We start from the raw sequence: 22068 nt of genomic DNA on the forward strand, positions 1-22068 counted from the left end.
TTATTTCATTTTTATATTAAGTTCATTATTACCAAACATTTATAGCTTAATGGATTATATGACAGCGACTACCACTCCCCTCCCCCACAAAAAAAGAGCTGCACATCAAACAGCCCATGTCCTTCTCATCATCGGGCAATTTTTCCTATAACTTCTCGCCTCAAATTTATCTGTAAGATCTTTTGCAAAAAGTGCAGCACTTCTTTTATCAGAAAAAACAAAATTGTTATCGAGATCGGTCAGTTTGAAAAAATCTATGTTGTTCTGCAAGGCAGGCTTTTTTATTTTCGTTTTGAAATCAGTGTATCCGCCTTTTCTGAAATACTCTATCTGCGCTTCGTAAATGCAAAATTCCTGTCGGGGAATAGGATCACCAGGAATATAATACAGATGTTCACGAACTACATATACTGTACTTCCTGCTTCAATACCGTATTTTTTGCTTATATAATTGCTGCTTAGAAATTTATCCATTTGATATACCTCCGTTTCATGTTTTTGAGCTCCAAATCATCAGTAAAATACACTCATGGTTATTATATCTGAATTTTAAGTATAATAAAACTCCCCCGATAATAAGGGCAGCGCTGATATAGAAGTTTTAAGTCATGGTATTTCTGATGCAAAGTCAGAAGTGCTATGGCGTTTCTATTGACAGTGCATAGATGACGTGCTATAATGGTAACTAACATAATTCGGGATTTATATGGAGTTAATATATGAAAGTATTTTTGCTATGGCATATACACGAGTTAACTGATGATTTTGGTACACACGATGAAGAAAAGCTAATTGGTGTATTTTCATCTTCCAAAATAGCTAATGACACCATTCAAAAGTTCAAAAATCTGGATGGATTCAGAGATTATTCTTTAGATTGTTTTATGATAGAAGAATACGAGGTGGATAAACCAACAAATTGGACGGAGGGGTTCTCTACTGTTCGATGGACTGAATAATCAACTCAACTGGAATTATGATAAATTCTGGGTTTATCTTAGCAGTTGAATAAAATACAATGCCCCGAAGCACTTTGAAGTGCTTCGGGGCAATACTTCTATATGGGTATCTGTTTTAATTCGAGGGAGTATATGATCAAGATATTTTAACGGGGTCGATAGTGAAACATTTTTTTGATGTATTATTGAGATATTCGAGAACTTCTTCAGCCTCTTTTATATTTTCGAATACAGTTGCTTTAGCTTTATCTGCTGTAAGAGAATAATCCAGTCCCCTATAAGAAGCCATCTCAACATATTCAGGCTTGTGATTTTTATAGTAAAACACGATATATCCTGCAATTTGAGGAGATACCTTATCTTCTTGTTTCTTTTCCTCGTAAGGGAAAATCATAGCATCCCAATTATCATGGTTTGCACAGTCGTTTGCCCAGGCAGAATATGGTGTGATCTCACAATCCTCAAATTCTCCATAAGCAGACGTTTCAGTAAGATCAATTTTATTTTCTAAAAGAATATCCTCTGCTCGATCTCTTATTGCTGCCAGAAAATCTTTTCTCATCTGACAGTTCGCTTCAGCATAAGTATTATATACTACAGGCTTTTCTATCTCTCTTTCCCAGACTTCAACGTAAATATATTTCATAATGTGTTCCTCCGTAATTATTTAGCTCCAAACGAGTCCTATGGCTCCATACTTTTCAAATATTTTGAGCTTTTTGAACTCATCGTTTTCATTATTTAATTCGTTTATTATTTCAGGGGTTCCATCGAAGATCAAGTCTATTCCAAAATTATAGACCAATTCGGGAATATCTATGATCCCTTTCCACAACTTATAACCTTTAGCATTTGGATGCTCTTTTTGATAAGCCTTTATAAGTCTGCGATTACTTTCGTTCAGAGCATCATCAGCTTCTCTCATTCCGCATCTCATCCAGTTTACATAGAAAGCCCAATTTTCGTTTATTACTTCATTAAGCGCCATATTTCATCTTCCTTTTATCATTCATGATCTTTTTTATACAGTTCATCAACAACTTCGCTTACGGTCATTATATTGAAGCCGAAATGATCCACAAGCGATTCTCCTGTGAATCCCATCTCTATAAGCTTAAGTATAGTAGATTCTTCATCCTTTTCATTATCGGCAACATAGTCGATAATTTTCGCAAGATCACAAGAAATATTGTTGGATGATTTTGTTTCTTTTATTTCTTTCAAATCCGTATTTATAAGTTTTTGGGATTTGTCTGCTTCAAGTTCCTTATAAACAAAAGTTATACTAAATTCAATAGGAAAATCGCTGAATTCCTTCATGATCTCGTTTCTCAGACTTTTTATTCTTTCTATCGCATCTTCATCGTTATCTGCAGTTAATCTGGAGATATGATGTCCTGAAAATGGATGATTCCCTATTCCTGAAACATTATATTCAAAAGCATAGATCATTTTTATCTTCCTTTCTTCATTCCCGGATACTCATAATAACTTATTTTAAGCATATCTTCTGAGCCGGCAATAATATTTTTTGCTTTATTCCAGTGTTTTCTGCGATTGCGTTTATGGCGTTTTACGTCCTTTGTGTGGTAGATTCCATATCTATCCTTGAATCCTTTGCGAAGGTCACTGAAAAATTCGTAGACAGGTGAATAAGCCTGTTCTATTGTATAGCCGCATTTATCGCAGTAGCCATGCTGCTCCACACTGCCCCATCCAAATTCAGAATAAGATTCGTATCCATACTCTTTGCTTCCACAAACAGGACAATTTTTTTGAAATGTATCCATATATTACTCCTTTTCAGCATCGATCACGTAGATTTTGTAATACTCTTCAAGTGTATCATCAGGCATTTGATCTATCACCTCATCCATAATTTTATCAATAGATTCTTTATCATAGCCTGACAGATCCATACCACAGAAGTCTTCCACCGCTAATGTTCCGCTGTTGAATAGTGCTTTCTTTAATTTTTCGTTATTGATTTTCATATTAGTACTCCTTTTGATTATTTAAGTTTCTTCTCCTGTAAGCTTTGTAAATCTCTTACAGTATTCATTGCATTGTTCTATCTCGTCTTTGATTTCAGCTTCTTCCATTACAGTTATAACTTCTTCCGGATGTTCTTCCCTATAAGCCTCATTGAGAACGGCTTCGCATTCTGTTATCCTGCGTCTGCATTCAGCTGCCGTTTCTTTTAAATTTGTATCTATATCGTAAGTATTTATAGGGTCATCCGAATACCTATCATAAGTGAATACCTGTATTCTACCGCTTTCTTTATTATACTCAACAAGTACTGCAGCCTGTCGTTCTATTTCTGTACCGTTTATTGAATCATAGGTAACTAAAATTCCGGGGTCGCTATCATTGTTTGAATTGACATGAAGAAGTCCCATATTGATCTCAGTAGCGTTAGCCACAGCATCATTATACTTATCTTCAAGTGCTACATAAGATTTTTGGATTATTTCTCTGTTCTTGCAGACAAAGTCCCGTTGATTCTTAAGTTTTTCATTTTCTTCTCTCAAACGAATTATTTCCTTTTCGAGAAGTTCATTTGTGATAGATGACATGTTTTTATCCTCCGTTATTAATATTCAGATCTTATATAACTCCATGTTATCGGTAAAAATCTCAAATATATTATATGGAAAAATTGCAATCAATAAAAGAAGCCTCTGTTCAACACAGAGACCTCTATTTTAGCTTATACTTTTTTGAGTGTGTCACGCGTGACACACTTGCCATTCTCATATCATCCTTCTAAAATCATTACCGTTGTCCCAATCATACCGTCCTTAATAGGCAGCAGCCAGCCGATTTCGCAAAGGCTACGCATTATATGCTTAACCTCTTTGTAGTACAAGAGTACCGCCATCTTATCGGTATATTTAATCAGATGCGCAGGCGTGTGTTCTCGGAGCACTTTTCTGATGATATCTGTCCTGTCCAAAGCACAGTCAACTATCTCCTCAGGAAGATTTGATAACAGACCTATAAGTTTATCCCATTCATCCTCCTTTATACAGGGGAGATTCGGTTTTATCTCGTCTCCTTCCTTGATAGCGAAGCCAAGCTCGACTAACTCTGCGCAAACGAGCTTTTCACTCTCGGTCTGAGGTTGCCGCTCCATAAGCATCATTAACATTTTCACTCGAGTTTCGCTGATTTCGGAGTGCAAAGCCATTCCGTTTATCTCCACGTCCCAGAATGCTATCGCACAATCGTCCTCCCTGTCATTGTATGCACTTATGCCAGTCTCGAAGCTACCGCATGGGTCATCCTCGATGAAAAATCGGAAACACTTTTCTCCAAAAATGTCGGTGGGATAATCGAGTTCAAGATCACTTTCCACATGCAACATACTCCAATATGACATTCTGAGTATCAGTGAGACCAGCATCCATTTGAGAGAGTTTTTTGGCATATCGCTGCCATAGAAGCCGATTTCCCTCACCTTATCAAGAATAGCATCCACTTTTTTTCTTATGTCCTCTGTCATATCCCTAAGAATCTGCTCGTTTTTGCGGGCAAGATCATCAAATACCTCGTGCGTAATGATAGGCACATTGGTCTGATACAGACCGCTCTTTTCGTTAAGCAATCCGTATTTGACAAGCTCCTTGATATCGTCCTCAAGGTACGCTGTCGGCACGCCCAGCTGCAAGCTTATCTGTTCCTCATTCAGCCTGTCATAATAGCATGCCATAAGTATATTCTGACACAGTTTGGTTTCGAATTTGCCGTAGTAATTGTTCTTTTCGCCCCAGAAAAAGAGACTTAGTTTTATCGGCTGATAGCTTAGTTTACCGTAATTTCTTTCCATATTTATGCCCTCTCGTATTCGTTTTCTAGACTGAAAGAGGAGATATTTCACCATGCTCTGGGAAAGCGAGAACCGTTCTGAAATGTCCTTTACTGAAAGTCCATCAACATAGTGTGAGACAATAACATGACGATAATTAGAGTTCAAGTGCGACAACTCACGAGTGATAAGGCGTAGCTGTTCATTCTCAGCTGCTTGTTCTTCAAGTGCCTCCCAGCTACCATCGGAGATAGTATCATCAAGTTCGGTAGTGTCGCGTCTGTTTTTATCGCGGTACCATTGGCGAAGGATATTTTCCGCAGTACGCCACACAAATGCATAGAACGCTTTTTCGTTCGGAAAACTATTCTCTCCCTTACTGCTTATAAGCAATATTTCCTGCGCCAAATCCTCCGCATCGCTATAGCTATTAGTGCGTGATAGACAGTAGCGAAACATTGACTTCGACATCTGAGCTATCTGTTCGCTATATTCGTCATGGGTCATAACTTTACCTCTTTCGTGTGTTTCTTAGAAGCTTCTATATGTATAATGCAGAAATCGGCAGTTGGTTAGTATGGAAAAAAATTTTTTTCATACATTAATGGCTTCTTTTTTATTATAATTTATGGTTATCCCTTTCCCTCACCATAACATAGTAACTGCTTTCTCTTCCGCCGAAACGGTAGTCACCGCTTTTCCACTCTATTATGAGATATTCTTTTCCACCAAAGGATCTTATCTCATATGCGCAGGCATTGCTGTTCCACTTGCGAAGCCAGAAGCCCCTTGTCCATACACTCTTGTCATCACCGCTTATGACCTCGTCACCATAGACCGCAGTTATATGACCGCCCTTGCTGAATTCTATCTCCTTAAAGTAAAAGTCGATCATATAGTTCCACGCACCCTTGGGCGGATTTTCATAAGGTATGAAATCCTCCTTGGCAAGATCTGTCGGGTCGAAATAGCACATCGCTTTCCACTTGCCGATAACCCTCTCATCGGGGATAAAGGGCTTGTTTATGTCGTCCTTTCTTGCTATCATATCTCTTGTGTATTGAACGCTGTCGAGCTTTCTTAAAGCTATCGCCGTGGTCTCGCCTGTTTCGGGGTAGTCCTGCGATTTGAAATCAACTATCATATACATATCGTCGCCGCGCTGCTCAAGGCGGTAGTCATTGACATAGCGACTTACTCCGTCATCATAGATAAGCTTTCCCTTTGTCCAGCCAAAGCACCAGTAGAATTCGCCATTTGGCAGAAAGTAGAGGTGTCTGCTCCCGTCACCGAGCAATAAAGTCGGGTAATTCTCTCCGTCACCGTGCTCGCCCAGAACGAGCCACCTGCCGATGACCTGCTCGTCATTTATAAAAGGCAGGTCTGTGTTTTCTGTCAGGGCTGTAAATTTCTGTTCCATAATAATACCTCCGTTTATCTTGTTTTTGAGGCTTTCAAGATCACGAAGCTGCTTTTCGAGTACAGCTTTTTTATCTGCAAATAACCGGTCGATGTTTTCATCGTAATACAGCATATCCCTTATTTCAGATAGCGAAAAGCCCACCGCTTTCAGCTCAGAAATACGTTCAAATATGACTACCTGCGATCTGTCATAATAGCGGTATTCGGTAAAGCGGTCGATGTAAACGGGCTTGAGAAGCCCTATTTTGTCATAATGCCGAAGCACAGATATCTTCGTCCCGCAAGCCCTTGCAAAATCACCTATCTTCATGATCTTTCGCTCCTTGTTCTTTCTTTGTAAGGTACCTTATGTACATATTATAAACCTGATGTTAGGTTTAGAGTCAATGGATTTCTCAAAAAAATCTGCATAAACTTTTATGGTTATCCCTTTTGCTCACCATGAATTTTTACCGCGTATTATAGGCAATTTCGTGAGCAGAGAATTTTGGGATTTCAAGGGGCGGAGCCCCTTGACCCCCGGAGGGTTTCCCTCTTTCGCTCTGTCTCTCTTTGGCATTTGAAAAACAGTGCCTTTAGTTGGTGAGGGAAAGGGATAACCAGTTTATAATTTGAGAAATGTCTAATGATCATTTTTTCATATTATACCCTAATATATTCTAGTATGTCAAGCTGAAAAGCCCTTAATTTCTATCTTTACTATATTTGCAGTCCACACATAATGATACATTTGCATACCTTATATTCGACTGTGTCACGCGTGACACAAATAGCTCTCCCATCCTATTAGTGACGAGAGAGCTTTGTCGTTTTATCAGATAATTATATTACGCTTCGGAACCTGTCTTATCTCTCCCCTTCACAACAACCGCGTACTTTTCTTTCTGTTCGATTATCTCTTCAACGGGAGTATATTTGTCCGAGAAAGCCTTTTCTATCAGCTCTTTATTTTCCTTTATGATCTCATCAAATTGCTTACTGGTCATTTTTTATCCTCCTCTTCATAATAATATTTGTCTTCGTAGATTAATACCATTAATCCATTCACAAGTATTTTTTCACCTTTATCTGTTGTTACAAGAATATAATCCCCAATGAATTCGGTTGATATTGCAGGCTTTTTATCTTCTCCAATTAAAGTTATTCTTTATTTCTTTCTTGAAAAACCACTTGCAGGGATGCTTTTCACTACTATTTTACTGCTTTTTTTATCAAGTTCCTCAATGATCCTAGACTTTAGGATCTTTGTTTCCTTTGGAAGCTTCATTACCTGAGTTCCTTGTGTTGTCTTTGAATTCTTTAGATTTATCATTTCTGAATTAAAGATCAGCAGCTTTCCGCCATCGCTCTTCATCTTTATATTGACGTCTTCAAGAACATGATAGAATGCGACGGGCTTTACGTTCGTATAAAAGGCATTTATCAGTTTTTTTCTGTTCTGTTTTGTCTCATAAACGTTTAACGGGAACTTCGCAACTTTACCATTCTCGAAAACAACTATCATGTTACCCGAGAAATCTCCTGTAGCTGTTATAAAGACAGTTTTTTCATCGTCGGGTATTTCGGCTGCAGAACGGATAAATGTTCCAAATTCTCCCGCTTTGCAAACTTCTATATCGCTGATCTTTGTTTTATAGACTACGCCTTTATCAGTAAAGGTAAGTACTTCTCCGATGTTCTGAGCGTCTATGACCTTTAGGATACGATCATCGTCCTTCAGCTTATACTCTGTATCTTCCTTATACGTACTTGTGGGAACTTTCTTGACGTATCCGTGTTCACTAATTATGATCTTTACATCATAATTTTTCACTTCTTCAGTTACGGTTACTTTTTCAACCTTAACTTCCGTATTGATAGTTGTTTTTCTGGGTTTGATATAATCCTCTTTATTTGCTATTTCCTTCAGTTTCTTGATTATTTGCTTTTTCAGGGCTTTATCACTGCTTATTATCGTTTCATTTCTCTTTATATCTTCTTTTATCTTCTCGATTTCCTTTGTTCTGTCGAGGATCCATTCCTCGTTTATGTTTCTGAGTCTTATTTCTGTGATGTATTCAGCCTGAGTCTTGTCTATATCAAAGCCTTTCATCAAGTTAGGGATAACATCCTTATCCAGTTTTGTACCGCGTATGATCTTGATTGCCTTATCGATATTTAAAAGGATCTTCTGTAGGCCTTCCATAAGATGGAGTTTCTTTCTGAATATTTCAAGATCATATGTAAGCTCTCTCTTGATGCATTCAGTACGGAACTTTATCCATTCATCGAGTATACCGTATACTCCAAGAACAACAGGATTATTGTTTATAAGCATTGTGAAGTTGCAGCTGAAGGTGTCCTGAAGCGGAGTCAGACTGTAAAGCTTATTCATGATCTCGTCAGGGTCAGCTGATCTCTTATACTCGATAGTGATAAGAAGACCGTTTTTATCCGTATCGTCTCTTATATCATCGATTTCCATTATTTTTTTGCTTTTGCACAGGCTGATAACATTTTCGATGATAGCTTCGGTAGTCGTACTATATGGGATCTCTCTTATCTCAATTCTTCTGTTTTTCTTATCGACTGTATATTTGCTCCTTACAACGATACTCCCCTTCCCTGTTCTGTAGATCTTGTCCATTTCATCTCGATCAAACAGGATGTCTCCCCCGGTAGAAAAATCAGGGCCGGGCATAATATCCAGAATATCTGTTTTAGGATCCTTTATATACTCGATAGTAGCTTCGCACAGTTCTTTAAGGTTGAAGGATGCAATATTGGAAGCCATGCCGACAGCTATTCCCAGAGTAGGCATAGCGAGTATATTAGGAAAGCTTGTTGGCAGAAGCACAGGTTCTTTCTTTGTAGCATCGAAGTTATCTGCCATGTCTACGGCGTTTTTGTTTATACCCTCAAATAACTCTGCTGCTATCTTTGTAAATCCTGCCTCTGTGTATCTGTATGCAGCATAAGCCATATCTCTTGAATAGTGCTTACCGAAATTGCCTTTAGAAGAAATAAGAGGAGTAAGCAAGGATTCATTATCTTCGGTCAATCTTACGAGTGTTTCGTAGATACTGGAGTCTCCGTGTGGGTTATACTGCATGGTCTGACCAACGATATTGGCACATTTAGTCTTTTTATCAAAAAGCTTCATCTGATACATTGTATACAGAAGTTTTCTGTGTGCAGGCTTAAATCCGTCTATCTCCGGCAGCGCTCTCGATTTTATAACACTCATGGCATAAGGCATATAGTTTTCTGTCAGAACTTCTGATACAACTATGTCTCTCATGTGCTCATCATAACCGGTCCTGTCAATAACAGCAGTTTCCGCTTTTTTTCTCGGCATTATTATTCTCCTTAAAAATATTTATGTATAGAAAATATTGTATCTGTATAGTATTATAGCAGATTTTATCATAGAAAAAAAATTATATATAGTAAAAAAGAGAGTCTTTAGGACTCCCCTTTTAATTTTAACGTCTCATTGCAAATACTTTGTGTCACGCGTGACACAAAGCAGTTCAAGTACCATCGCAAATATTATACACAAAAAAATAATTTTTGTCAATATTCTGCTATCGGTTTTGCTTTTTTAATCTTCTTGCCTAAAGAGGATAAAAAATCAGATTTTGATATATAGTTAAAAATCCACATATCAAGATCTGATCTATAGATATTATACTCGAAAATAAGTGAAAATAATAAGGAAGCCTTGGTTTAATTTGCTTTCAAAGCGTTCAGCGGCACTTTCAGGATCCTATTAAACAGAACATCCGCAACAGTTGCATATTGTACTCCATAATAATAATCGTCTTTGGAATTAAGTACGAGTACTTTTCTGCTGTGTTCTTTCATATACTTTTCTTTGTTAAGAGTTCCATCAATTCCCGTTAAGATGTCGGAATTTATGAGATCCGCTTCAGAAGGTAGAAGTGTTCCTTCATATTCACACTTTATGTAGTGATTTATATCCGGGTCCTCTCCGTTAAAATACTTCTCATAGTCGATATACGCCGAAAAAGGGTTCTTTAAAACCTGATCAAGCTTTTCATAAAACTCTTTAGTGTTCATACTCTGAATGTTCTCTCTGTTTGTCATAGTCATTTCCCTTTCTAATTGTTAATCGAGATCAAGATCATCAGTGTATAGATGTCCGTTTTTTTCTATGTAGCTTTTTCTTGCAGCTACATTATTTCCAAGGTATAATTCAAAGTACTCAAGCATTTTTTCTGCATCCTCAGATGTAACCCTTATAAGACGTCTTGTTTTAGGATCCATCGTAGTGAGCCACATAAATTCTGCAGTATTTTCGCCAAGTCCTTTTGAACGCTGAATAAAGAATCTTGAAGGGTCTTTTCCTTTCATTATTTTGTTTTTTTTCTTTTTCATCGAAAGCGAAGAACGTTTCCTCATTAGCTCTCGTTTTATATCTCATTTCGTACAGTGGAGTTTCAGCGATATAAACGTATCCTTCTTCTATAAGAGTCGGACATAATCTGTAGATCATAGTCAGTATCAGAGTTCTTATCTGAAATCCATCAACATCGGCATCTGTACAGATTATTATCTTATTCCATTTCAGGTTGTTTATATCGAATGAAAGGACTCCCCTCTTGGGTGTTTTTATCGGTATTTCTATACCGCAGCCAAGCACTTTTATCAGATCCATTATTATATCGCTGCTGACAATTTTTGAAATATCCGATTTCAGGCAGTTAAGTATCTTTCCTCTTACAGGCATTACTGCTTGAAATTCTGAATCTCTGCCCATCTTTACCGAACCGAGAGCTGAATCACCTTCAACAATAAATAATTCTCTTATGGAAGTATCTTTAGACTTGCAGTCTACGAATTTCTTTACTCTGTCCCAAGAATCACTCTTGCCTACAAGTTTTCTTTTCAGTGCGATTCTTTGCTTTTCGGAGGCTTCCCTGCTTCTTTTATTTGCAAGTATCTGGTCGATCACCCTGTTGGAATCGCCGGCATTTTCAATAAACCATATTTCCAGTCTTTCTTTGATCAGTTCGGTGAGAAAATCCTGGATAAATTTATTGTTTATAGCCTTTTTGGTCTGATTCTCGTAGCTTGTCATTGTAGAAAGACTGTTTACGATGACTATAAGACTGTCTTCTATATCAGCAAAGCTAATTTTAGTCTCGCCTTTATTATACTTTCCTCTTTGCTTGAGGATCTTATCAAAAACAGCTACAAAGGCTGACTTTACCGCTTTATCTGGAGCTCCGCCGTGTTCAAGAAAGCTTGAATTGTGGTAATACTGAAGGGTAGGTACATCGTTATTGAAAGCAAAAGCGATCTCGGCTTTGACCTTGTACTCTTTCAGGTCTTCCCTATCCTTTCCTGTTCCGGAACCCTCGATATAATACGGAGAAGAAATATTTTTACCGTCGGAAATTTCTTCTATATAGTCAATTATTCCGTTTTCATAGTAATACTCAGTGTTTGTATCAGAAGACTGGTCAATGATGCAGAAGGTTATGCCCTTATTGACCATAGCCTGTTTTTTGTTTACATCAAGCAAATATTCGTAAGTGATATTTGTATCTGTAAATACCTCAAAATCAGGCTTCCATTTCTGAAATGTACCGGTTTCTATTTTTGATTTCAGTTTCTTTTTTACGAGTCCGCCTATATTCTCACCTTTTTCAAAGTGAAGGTTATATTTATAGCCATCCCGGACAACTTCCACATCGAAATACTCGCTTGCATACTGAGTTGCACAAGCTCCAAGACCGTTAAGCCCCAGACTGTACTCATAATTAGCTCCGTCAACATCGTATTTTCCTCCTGCGTAAAGTTCGCAGTAAACGAGCTCCCAGTTATAGCGATTTTCGGTTTTATTGAATTCAAGTGGAATGCCTCGACCGTGATCCTGAACGCTTATAGAACCGTCTTCATACAGAATAGTTGTGATCTTGCTGCCGTACCCATCTTTGGCTTCATCAATGGAATTGGACAGTATCTCAAAATAAGCATGCTGAGCTCCTTCAAGACCGTTAGAGCCAAAAATAACACCGGGTCTTTTTCTTACTCTGTCAGCTCCTTTAAGAGAACTTATACTGTTATTGTCGTATGATGCTGCCAATTACATATCTCCTTTCATTCTCTGACATCCTCCCACGGTTAAAACCGTAGACTTTCTGTTGAAGTGTTATAATTATTCATCTGAATCTTCTTCTGCTTCATTTTCAAGCATTTTTCTTAAATACGCAAAACGGTTAGTGATAGATTCACCGTTTTTCGCTTTATTTTCTTCTTCCTGACACAGACGCAGATACTTTTCCTGTAAATACGCTTCCCTTCCGAATCTACATGTACCCGTTCTGTCTCCTTCAGCCGGCGATATATTTATCTTTTTTAGGAGAGCATGGATAAGCTGCATTTCTTTCTTAGAAAACGTGTATTCACATTGCTCAGCCAGTCCTGCAAGGACAGATGAACCATAGAAAGCTTTCCAGTCTTTTTCCTCATTATTATCAACCGGTACAGTAGATGCAGATTTACTTGATTCAACATCTACCATTTTATCAGTATCTACCTTCTTATCAGCCTTCTTTTTGTCAGTAAGACCTTTGACTTCAGAAGCCGTGAATGTTACAGCAATTACAGAGCGGTTTTTCCTTATAGGCTCGAAAGTGAAGCGGACACCTGTTTTGCTTTCTATTTCTTTCTTACAGGGGTTGAGGATATCATTTTTTAGATAACTGAACATAGAATATCTCGATGATTCGCATCCTAATCTGACCTTCAACTCAGGATAACTAATAGTCCATGTTTTTTTATACAAATTGTCTTTTAAGTATAAAAATAACGTGTAACTATATCTTGAATTTAATTTGATTATATCTTCAAGATTATATTTGATGTATTTAATATCATCTAATTTGAAAATAAAATCTTTAGCCACGTCATTACAAACCAGCACTATCTCACCCATTCGGGTTTCTTTATTGATTCTTCTTCTAGCCATTTGAAACAAGTTGATTTTTATTACATCATCATCTTCGTCGTTGGCAGTGTTTTTTAGCGTAATCACGTGATTAAGCAATTTATCAAGATTAGCGTCTAGGACTTCTGTTCGGAGTCTCTGGATACCCAGCATCTCTTCGTACTCTTTTACCTCGAATACGACAGTTTTGTTATCTGGCTTATAAGTATCAATTTTTGCTAGATAAGCATCGAGAAGCTTGAGCGCATCCAATGGAAGTCCTATTCTCACTATATCCAGTAATGGTTTTGATTTTTGGATCACCAGTTTTTTTGGGATCTCCTAACCCAACTAATATTTGAGTTTTTTCGTCTTTCTTTGACATAATAACATCCTTTCAAGGAATCATAACTTAGAGTCACATATTGATTATAGAAGAAAACTTCGAAAAATAAAAATCAAATGTAATCTTTTTTTATAAAAAAATTTTATTGAGTATTAAGTGTGTGAATCTCGGCAATAATAACAAGTAGATTCTTGTGTGAAAAATCAGTCTATCTTTCTATCAGGTGATAGATAGAGTGATTATACAGTTATAATACTTGTGATTTTAATGTGATATTTGATGTGATAGATTTTGTGATAGTTATTGTGATTACGGCTTTTAAAAACAACCGAAATAAATCCGTTTCAAAAGCTGAACTAACGTCCCGAATCCACTCAATTAACGGTTGAAAACCACTCTACTAACGGATAGAATCCATCCAATTAACGGTTGGAAACCACCCGACTAACGGATGGAATCCACTCAATTAACGGTTGAAAACCACTCTACTAACGGATAGAATCCATCCAATTAACGATTGAAAACCACCCGACTAACGTCCCAAATCCACTCAATTAACGGTTGAAAACCACTCTACTAACGGATGAAATCCACTCAGTTACGCTTCTCTATCAATATACCTGAGTTATCTGATATATTGAAAAGCATATATCATAGTTTTTCGTAAAGATACAAATAAATGAGATACCTGTCTATAATTTAGACAGACTTGCTTGAAATATTTTTTCAAATACTGTAAGCTCATCTTGTATATCATAGATTTCTAGCCTTATTATACCATATAAAAGAGAAAATAGCAATGATTGTTCAGAATTTATCAGAAAAATCAAGAAAAAATTTATTCTATTGATAAGATATTGGAACAGTCCACAAGCTCGTTTTTTTAGCTATACCGAAGCTATAGATAATATAATGAAATCTCTCCTATGAATCTTAGGCTTCAAGTTTGAGCTTTCTGGAAATAATTACAGATGTAATTGCGTGAAAATCAGTCTATCTTTCACTCGTTTATGATAGATAGAGTGATTAAAGTTATGGTATATGTGATAGTTGATGTGATATATATTGTGATTACGGAGCTTTGAAACGACCGGAATTCCGCTGTTTACGATACTCAACTAACGGATAAAATCCACCCAATTAACGGATAGCATCCACTCAATTAACGGATGAAATCCAGTCTATTAACGTATGAAATCCACCTCTTTTACGAATTAAATCCGTTCAACTAACGGATGCAATCCACCAGTAGAATAATCTAATATTCCAGATTTCAAGTGTGTCACTCGTGACACAAGCCAATCTAAAAAGCGGTATTTCTGGGCATTACAGTTTTGAATTAACGTACAAAATCCACTCTCCATAATAATAGTAAGGCTCTAATTAACGGATAAAATCCATCTTTACTAACGGATGTAATCCACCTGATCTGAGTGTGACACGCGTGACACAAAATAAGCTGAAACGCAGTGTTTGGGGAGTTACAGTTTTGAATTAACGGATAAAATCCACCAGCATTATTCTGAAATGACGTATTTTGGGGGAGTTTTAAATTTGAATTAACGGACGTAATTCATGATAGGAAAGCTTCAAAATTCTAATTAACGGATACAATCTACTTGATTTGAGTGTGACACGCGTGACACAAACTAAGTTGAAACGCAGTATTTGAGAAGTTGCCGTTTTGAATTAACGGATAAAATCCACCAGCATTATTCTGAGATGACGCATTTTGGGGGAGTTTTAAATTTGAATTAACGGACGTAATCCATGATAGGAAAGCTTCAAAATTCTAATTAACGGATACAATCCACCTGATCTGAGTGTGACACGCGTGACACAAACTAAGTGGAAAAGCAGAATTTCAGGCAGTTTAAATTTGAATTAACGGACAAAAATCCACTCTCCATAATATAAGCAAGACTCGAATTAACGGATAGAATCCATCTCAATTAACGTATAAAATCCACCCTATCTGAGTGTGTCACTCGTGACACAGACTAAGTTAAAAAGCAGTATTTCGGGCGTTTCAGTTTTGAATTAACGGACGCAATCCACCTCATCTGACTGTGTCACGGGTGACACAAATTATTCTGAAATGATGTATTTGGGGGAGTTTCAGTTTTAAATTAACGGACAAAATCCACTCTCCATAATACTAGCAAGACCCGAATTAACGGATACAATCCATCTTAACTAACGTATGAAATCCACTCTAATTAACGGAAGTAATCCAACTGATATAAGTGTGACACGCGTGACACAAACAAAGCTGAAAGCAGCATTTCTGTGTATTTCACTCTTGAATTAACGGATAAATTCCACTTCGATTAATGGACGCGATCCACCTATGCAATGATCAGATGTCTTGAATTCGAGCGTGTCACCCGTGACACAGACTAATCTGAAAATCAGTATTTTCATGTGTTTCTGTTTTGAATTAACGGATACAATCCACCTTCAAAATACAAGCAAGCCTCTAATTAACGGATAGAATTCATCTCAATTAACGTATGAAATCCACTCTAATTAACGGAAGTAATCCAACTGATATAAGTGTGACACGCGTGACACAGACTAAGATAAAAAGGAGAATTTCAGGCAGTTTAACTTTGAATTAACAGACAAAATCCACTTTCCATAATACAAGCAAACCTCTAATTAACGGATAGAATCCATCTCAACTAACGGATATAATCCACCCGCAGCATTATTCTGATTCAATTGTTTCAATTGTGTCACGCGTGACACAAACAAAGCTGAATCAGCATTTCTGTGAATTTCATTCTTGAATTAACGGACAAATTCCACTTCAATTAACGGACGCAATCCACCTCATCTGACTGTGTCACGGGTGACACAAATTATTCTGAAATGATGTATTTGGGGGAGTTTCTGTTTTGAATTAACGGACGTAATCCATGATAGGAAAGCTTCAAAATTCTAATTATACGGATAGAATCCACATCATCTAACGGATGAAATTCATCTATGCAATAATCTGACTTCTTGTGTAGGAGCGTGTCACCAGTGACACAAACTGATTTGAAAAGCAGTATTTTGGGAAGTTTTAATTTAGAATTAACGGGCGAAATCCATGACAGGAAGGTATCAAAAATCTAATTAACGGATAGAATCCATCTCAACTAACGGATATAATCCACCCGCAGCATTATTCTGATTCAATAGTTTCGATTGTGACACGCGTGACACAAACAAAGCTGAAAGTAGCATTTCTGTGTATTTCATTCTTGAATTAACGGACAAATTCCACTTCAATTAACGGACGCAATCCACCTCATCTGACTGTGTCACGGGTGACACAAATTATTCTGAAATGATGTATTTGGGGGAGTTTCTGTTTTGTATTAACGGACCAAACCACTCTCCCAAATGCTAGCAAAATTCTAATTAACGGATAGAATCCATCTCAATTAACGTATGAAATCCACTCTAATTAACGGACGGAATCCACCTGATCTAAGTGTGACACGCGTGACACAAACAAAGTTGAAAGCAGCATTTCTGTGTATTTCATTCTTGAATTAACGGATAAATTCCACTTCAATTAACGGACGCAATCCACCTCATCTGACTGTGTCACGGGTGACACAAATTATTCTGAAATGATGTATTTTGGGGGAGTTTTAAATTTGAATTAACGGACGTAATCCATGATAGGCAAGCTTCAAAATTCTAATTATACGGATACGATCCATCTGATTTGAGTGTGACACTCGTGACACAAAATAAGCTGAAACGCAGTATTTGGGAAGTTAAAGTTTTGAATTAACGGATAGAATTCATCTCAACTAACGAATGTAATCCACCAGCATTATTCTGAAATGATGTATTTGGGGGAGTTTTAAATTTGAATTAACGGACGTAATCCATGATAGGAAAGCTTCAAAATTCTAATTAACGGATACAATCCACCTGATCTGAGTGTGACACGCGTGACACAAACTAAGCTGAAAAACAGAATTTCAGGCAGTTTAGCTTTGAATTAACGGACAAAATCCACCTTCTATAATACAAGCAAAACTCTAATTAACGGATAGAATCCACATCATCTAACGGATGAAATTCATCTATGCAATAATCTGACTTCTTGTGTTGGAGTGTGTCACCAGTGACACAAACTGATTTGAAAAGCAGTATTTTGGGAAGTTTTAATTTAGAATTAACGGACGTAATCCATGATAGGCAAGCTTCAAAATTCTAATTATACGGATACGATCCATCTGATTTGAGTGTGACACTCGTGACACAAAATAAGCTGAAACGCAGTATTTGGGAAGTTAAAGTTTTGAATTAACGGATAGAATTCATCTCAACTAACGAATGTAATCCACCAGCATTATTCTGAAATGATGTATTTGGGGGAGTTTTAAATTTGAATTAACGGACGTAATCCACCCGATCTAAGTGTGACACGCGTAACACAAACTAAGTTGAAACGAAGTGATTCGGGAGTTTCTGTTTTGAATAAACGGATACAATCCACATTCAAAATACAAGCAAGCCTCTAATTAACGTATGAAATCCACCCTCTCTGAGTGTGACACGCGTGACACAGATTAAGTCGAAAGCAGAATTTCAGGCAGTTTAGCTTTGAATTAACGGACAAAATCCATGATAGGCAAGCTTCAAAATTCTAATTAACGGATACAATCCACCTGATCTGAGTGTGACACTCGTGACACAAACAAAGCTGAAAGCAGCATTTCTGTGTATTTCACTCTAGAATTAACGGACAAATTTCACTTCAATTAATGGATGCAATCCACTATGCAATGATCAGATGTCTTGAATTCGAGCGTGTCACCAGTGATACAAACTGATTTGAAAAGCAGTATTTTTGGGCGTTTAAATTTTGAATTAACGAGCGAAATCCATCTATGCGACGATCTAACTTCCTGGTTTCGAGCGTGTCACCCGTGACACAGACTAATCTGAAAAGCAGTATTTTCATGCGTTTCTGTTTTGAATTAACGGATACAATCCACCCGCAGCATTATTCTGATTCAATAGTTTCGATTGTGTCACTCGTGACACAAACAAAGCTGAAAGCAACATTTCTGTGTATTTCATTCTTGAATTAACGGACAAATTCCACTTCAATTAACGGACGCAATCCACCTCATCTGACTGTGTCACGGGTGACACAAATTATTCTGAAATGATTTATTTGGGGGAGTTTCTGTTTTGAATTAACGGACAAAATCCACTCTCCATAATACTAGCAAGACCCGAATTAACGGATGCAATCCATCTTAACTAACGTATGAAATCCACTCTAATTAACGGACGTAATCCACCTGATCTAAGTGTGACACGCGTGACACAAACTAAGTTGAAACGAAGTGATTCGGGAGTTTCTGTTTAGAATTAACGGATACAATCCACATTCAAAATACAAGCAAGCCTCTAATTAACGGATATAATCCACCCGCAGCATTATTCTTCTTCAATTGTGTCACGTGTGACACAAACAAAGCTGAAAGCAGTATTTCTGTGTATTTCACTCTTGAATTAACGGATGCAATCCACCTATGCAATGATCAGATGTCTTGAATTCGAGCGTGTCACCAGTGATACAAACTGATTTGAAAAGCAGTATTTGGGGAGTTTAAATTTTGAATTAACGGTCGCAATCCATCTATGCGATGAACTAACTTCCTGGTTTCGAGCGTGTCACCCGTGACACAGACTAAGTTGAAAAGCAGTATTTCGGGCATTTCAGTTTTGAATTAACGGACAAAATCCACTCTCCATAATACTAGCAAGACTTGAATTAACGTATGAAATCCACCCTCTCTTAGTGTGTCACTCGTGACACAGACTAAGTTGAAAAGCAGTATTTCGGGCATTTCAGTTTTGAATTAACGGACAAAATCCACTCTCCATAATACTAGCAAGACTCGAATTAACGCATGAAATCACTCTCTCTGAGTGTGTCACTCGTGACACAGACTAAGTTGAAAAGCAGTATTTCGGGCATTTCAGTTTTGAATTAACGGACAAAATCCACTCTCCATAATACTAGCAAGACTCGAATTAACGTATGAAATCCACTCTCTCTGAGTGTGTCACTCGTGACACAGACTAAGTTGAAAAGCAGTATTTCGGGCATTTCAGTTTTGAATTAACGGACAAAATCCACTCTCCATAATACTAGCAAGACTCGAATTAACGTATGAAATCCACCCTCTCTGAGTGTGTCACTCGTGACACAGATTAAGTCGAAAAGCAGAATTTCAGGCAGTTTAGCTTTGAATTAACGGACAAAATCCACTCTCCATAATACTAGCAAGGCCCGAATTAACGGATACAATCCATCTTAACTAACGTATGAAATCCAACTGATCTGAGTGTGTCACGCGTGACACAGATTAAGTCGAAAAGCAGAATTTCAAGCAGTTTAGCTTTGAATTAACGGACAAAATCCACTCTAATTAACGAACGAAATCCAACTGATCTAAATGTGACACGCGTGACACAATAAAAAAAGCCCATCTATCGATGAGCTTTTCTCCTGAATTATCTGTTGCAGAAATCATTATATTCCTTGTTTTTGAAATCCAAAACCATATTGTTCTCAGTTAATATCTGAACTAAGTCAGACTCATTCACTCCTTCTGTTAAAGAGTATTTCCCTTCTGAATATTGTTTGAGTCCGTTTTTGAATAGTATTGTATTTAGTTCTTTATATTTTTCTCCGCTGCCATCATCAAGGCATTCATTTTCGATGAAATAATTTGCCTGGGTGATCACCAGAACTTTTTCTTCGCTTTCTGTCTTTATGCAGCCGTAAAAAATATTATTTGCTACTTTCTCTTTCTTTGTTTTATTGTCGTTGTTGACGTTGAAATTCATAGACGCTAATATTATTAGTGTAATAACAGAGATGCCTATGAAAATAGGTATCCCGTTTTTTCTCAGTGAATATTTCATACTTGATTTCTTTATTTTGTCCATTTGTTTTACCTCAATATACTTTTTATTGTTGAGCATTTGGATTCTTCATTTGATTTCAATGTCTATATTTATCAAATCAGACTTATAGTTCCTTTAAAAAGCTTCTCCATATATTCTTCCTGAAGTTCAGAAGAAATAGGAAATCCGCTTGCATTGATATGTCCACCGCCTCCAAGCTTTCTCGCAAGCTTTTCGACATTGATATCATTGTTTATGGAACGGAAGGATAATTTGGAACCTGTATTTATGATTGCAATGTCTCCTTCCGGAAAATCAGTTTTCATTACTTCAAAAAGTTCCGGGGTGTGAGAGTCTGCAAAACAATAAATTGCCTTGTAAGAAACATCATCTATTGTAAGTACACACTTTTTGAATGACTCTCTTTTTGAGTTGATATAGTTTTCGTTTCTTCCTTTTTCCAGCATAAGTACAAAGTTTTCTCTTTTATCGAGGATCTTTGCTCCTTCTTCAGATATCTTTTTTGAAAAGATGTTGTCGAATATTTCCGGCTGGTAGATCCAAAATACAGTGTTCAGATCCAGAAACTTTGGATCTTTTTCAAAAACATTTACCCAATCCCAAGAATCATAAGCACTTATCATGAAAGCAAGTTCCTTAGCAAGAGAAAAATTTTTGATATACTTCGTAAGCCCATAGTACTTCAAAAAGTCGAAGGTTATTGAAGTTGCGGAAGGCTTTCCAATGGGTTCTTTGTAGTATTCGTCTATGAAAGTGTCTTTGATATGATCTGACTGAACAAATGCCCAGTCGTACTCATTCAGAAATTCAGCTGTTCTGTGGTGATCAAGCAAATAATACTTTTTTCTGTTATAGTGTTCGTTGATCTTTTCTGCAGTTTCCCTAGAACAGGATATATCTGTTACAAACACTGCATTGTATTTGTTGGCAGCATATATAGATTTCATTATTTCGCGATCCATACTATTATTTGAGCAGTGAATGATCTCTATTTTTGAAAAAATACTTTTGAGAAGCACTGCAGGTCCTGAGCCATCAAGATCGTTATGGGTTAATAATAAAATCTTACTGTCAGGTTTAAGATTAGATTTTTCGATTTTATCTTTGAATTTTTCAAAAGGTGAGAGCATATCCAGCTCCTCAAAATTTAGTTCAAACATGATCATTCTCCTGTCTTATATTATATCATCATAATATTCTTCGTAATGATTTTCAGAGTAGTCCATTGCTATACCGAGCCTCATCCTTCGATATGTTAGTCCGCTGAAAGAACACCAAGGACAGCTGCAGTGAACTTTACCCTTACTCAACTTTCCTTCCGGCTTGCAATTAATATTTTCCCTTTTTCTGATTCGAATTTTACGTAGATTTGTGATCTTTGTCCCATTGATATTTTCCTCCTATGATTTTGAATTTTAAAACTCCAAATATCAATTATAATACCTATGTTTTTATTATAATAGGAAACTTGGTACGATATAATGAAAAATGGAGTTTATCCTTGTGTCACGCGTGACACAAACAAATTTAAAATACAATCTTTTCAGAAATCTATTTATTTGAATTAACGGATGAAATCCACCCGGATAATATTCAGATTTCCTGTGCATCAAGTGTGACACGCGTGACACGC

16 protein-coding genes and 1 pseudogene are annotated in these 22068 nt (G+C 37.0%); 1 reads left to right on the forward strand and 16 read right to left on the reverse strand.

From position 1 onward, the window contains the following. Positions 1-105: 105 nt before the first annotated feature. Positions 106-474, reverse strand: a complete 369-nt coding sequence (locus N773_RS0117955) for a hypothetical protein (protein WP_024859031.1) — start codon at positions 472-474, stop codon at positions 106-108. A 245-nt stretch (positions 475-719) separates the two neighbouring features. Here N773_RS0117955 and N773_RS0117960 point away from each other — a divergent pair, with 245 nt between their 5' ends. Beyond that, positions 720-959 carry a DUF7336 domain-containing protein gene (locus tag N773_RS0117960; protein WP_024859032.1) on the forward strand — a complete coding sequence of 80 codons (240 nt, stop codon included), beginning with the start codon at positions 720-722 and terminating at the stop codon, positions 957-959. A gap of 136 nt (positions 960-1095) precedes the next feature. Here N773_RS0117960 and N773_RS0117965 read toward each other — a convergent pair whose 3' ends face one another. The 15 genes and pseudogenes from N773_RS0117965 to N773_RS0118035 all read right to left on the reverse strand — a co-directional run bounded on the left by N773_RS0117965 (position 1096) and on the right by N773_RS0118035 (position 21595). Then, positions 1096-1605: a hypothetical protein gene (locus N773_RS0117965; RefSeq protein ID WP_024859033.1), complete on the reverse strand. Its 510-nt coding sequence runs from the start codon at positions 1603-1605 to the stop codon at positions 1096-1098. A 21-nt stretch (positions 1606-1626) separates the two neighbouring features. Beyond that, the gene (locus N773_RS0117970) at positions 1627-1947 is read right to left on the reverse strand and encodes a hypothetical protein (protein ID WP_024859034.1); all 321 of its coding nucleotides are present in this window, start codon (positions 1945-1947) and stop codon (positions 1627-1629) included. 17 nt (positions 1948-1964) lie between these two features. Then, positions 1965-2411 (reverse strand): hypothetical protein, encoded by a 447-nt coding sequence (locus N773_RS0117975; RefSeq protein WP_024859035.1) that lies wholly within the window; start codon positions 2409-2411, stop codon positions 1965-1967. Positions 2412-2413: 2 nt separating this feature from the next. Then, positions 2414-2749 (reverse strand): hypothetical protein, encoded by a 336-nt coding sequence (locus N773_RS0117980; RefSeq protein ID WP_024859036.1) that lies wholly within the window; start codon positions 2747-2749, stop codon positions 2414-2416. A gap of 3 nt (positions 2750-2752) precedes the next feature. Continuing rightward, a complete protein-coding gene (locus N773_RS0117985; protein ID WP_024859037.1) occupies positions 2753-2953 on the reverse strand; it encodes a hypothetical protein in 201 nt (66 codons plus the stop codon). 21 nt (positions 2954-2974) lie between these two features. Further along, complete coding sequence (locus N773_RS0117990) at positions 2975-3538, reverse strand: hypothetical protein (RefSeq protein ID WP_024859038.1); 564 nt, start codon at positions 3536-3538, stop codon at positions 2975-2977. A gap of 182 nt (positions 3539-3720) precedes the next feature. Then, positions 3721-5277 (reverse strand): RNA polymerase sigma factor, encoded by a 1557-nt coding sequence (locus tag N773_RS0117995; protein WP_024859039.1) that lies wholly within the window; start codon positions 5275-5277, stop codon positions 3721-3723. Positions 5278-5389: 112 nt separating this feature from the next. Then, positions 5390-6502 (reverse strand): MerR family transcriptional regulator, encoded by a 1113-nt coding sequence (locus N773_RS21565; RefSeq protein ID WP_024859040.1) that lies wholly within the window; start codon positions 6500-6502, stop codon positions 5390-5392. Positions 6503-7019: 517 nt separating this feature from the next. Further along, the gene (locus N773_RS22735) at positions 7020-7178 is read right to left on the reverse strand and encodes a hypothetical protein (RefSeq protein ID WP_196231687.1); all 159 of its coding nucleotides are present in this window, start codon (positions 7176-7178) and stop codon (positions 7020-7022) included. Between the two features lie 161 nt (positions 7179-7339). Then, a complete protein-coding gene (locus tag N773_RS0118010) occupies positions 7340-9529 on the reverse strand; it encodes a DNA gyrase/topoisomerase IV subunit A (protein ID WP_024859041.1) in 2190 nt (729 codons plus the stop codon). A gap of 371 nt (positions 9530-9900) precedes the next feature. Further along, positions 9901-10254, reverse strand: coding sequence for a hypothetical protein (locus tag N773_RS0118015; protein ID WP_242840454.1), 354 nt, complete (start codon positions 10252-10254; stop codon positions 9901-9903). A gap of 48 nt (positions 10255-10302) precedes the next feature. Continuing rightward, positions 10303-12286 (reverse strand): annotated as a pseudogene (locus N773_RS20670) (toprim domain-containing protein). 72 nt (positions 12287-12358) lie between these two features. Then, entirely contained in the window at positions 12359-13453 is a 1095-nt protein-coding gene (locus N773_RS0118025) for a replication initiation protein (protein WP_024859043.1), read from the reverse strand. 6565 nt (positions 13454-20018) lie between these two features. Then, positions 20019-20492, reverse strand: coding sequence for a hypothetical protein (locus N773_RS0118030; RefSeq protein ID WP_024859044.1), 474 nt, complete (start codon positions 20490-20492; stop codon positions 20019-20021). Between the two features lie 35 nt (positions 20493-20527). Then, entirely contained in the window at positions 20528-21595 is a 1068-nt protein-coding gene (locus N773_RS0118035; RefSeq protein ID WP_024859045.1) for a DHH family phosphoesterase, read from the reverse strand. Between the last annotated feature and the right edge of the window lie 473 nt (positions 21596-22068).

Source organism: Ruminococcus albus AD2013 (genome assembly GCF_000526775.1).
Classification (GTDB): Bacteria; Bacillota; Clostridia; order Oscillospirales; family Ruminococcaceae; genus Hominimerdicola; species Hominimerdicola alba_A.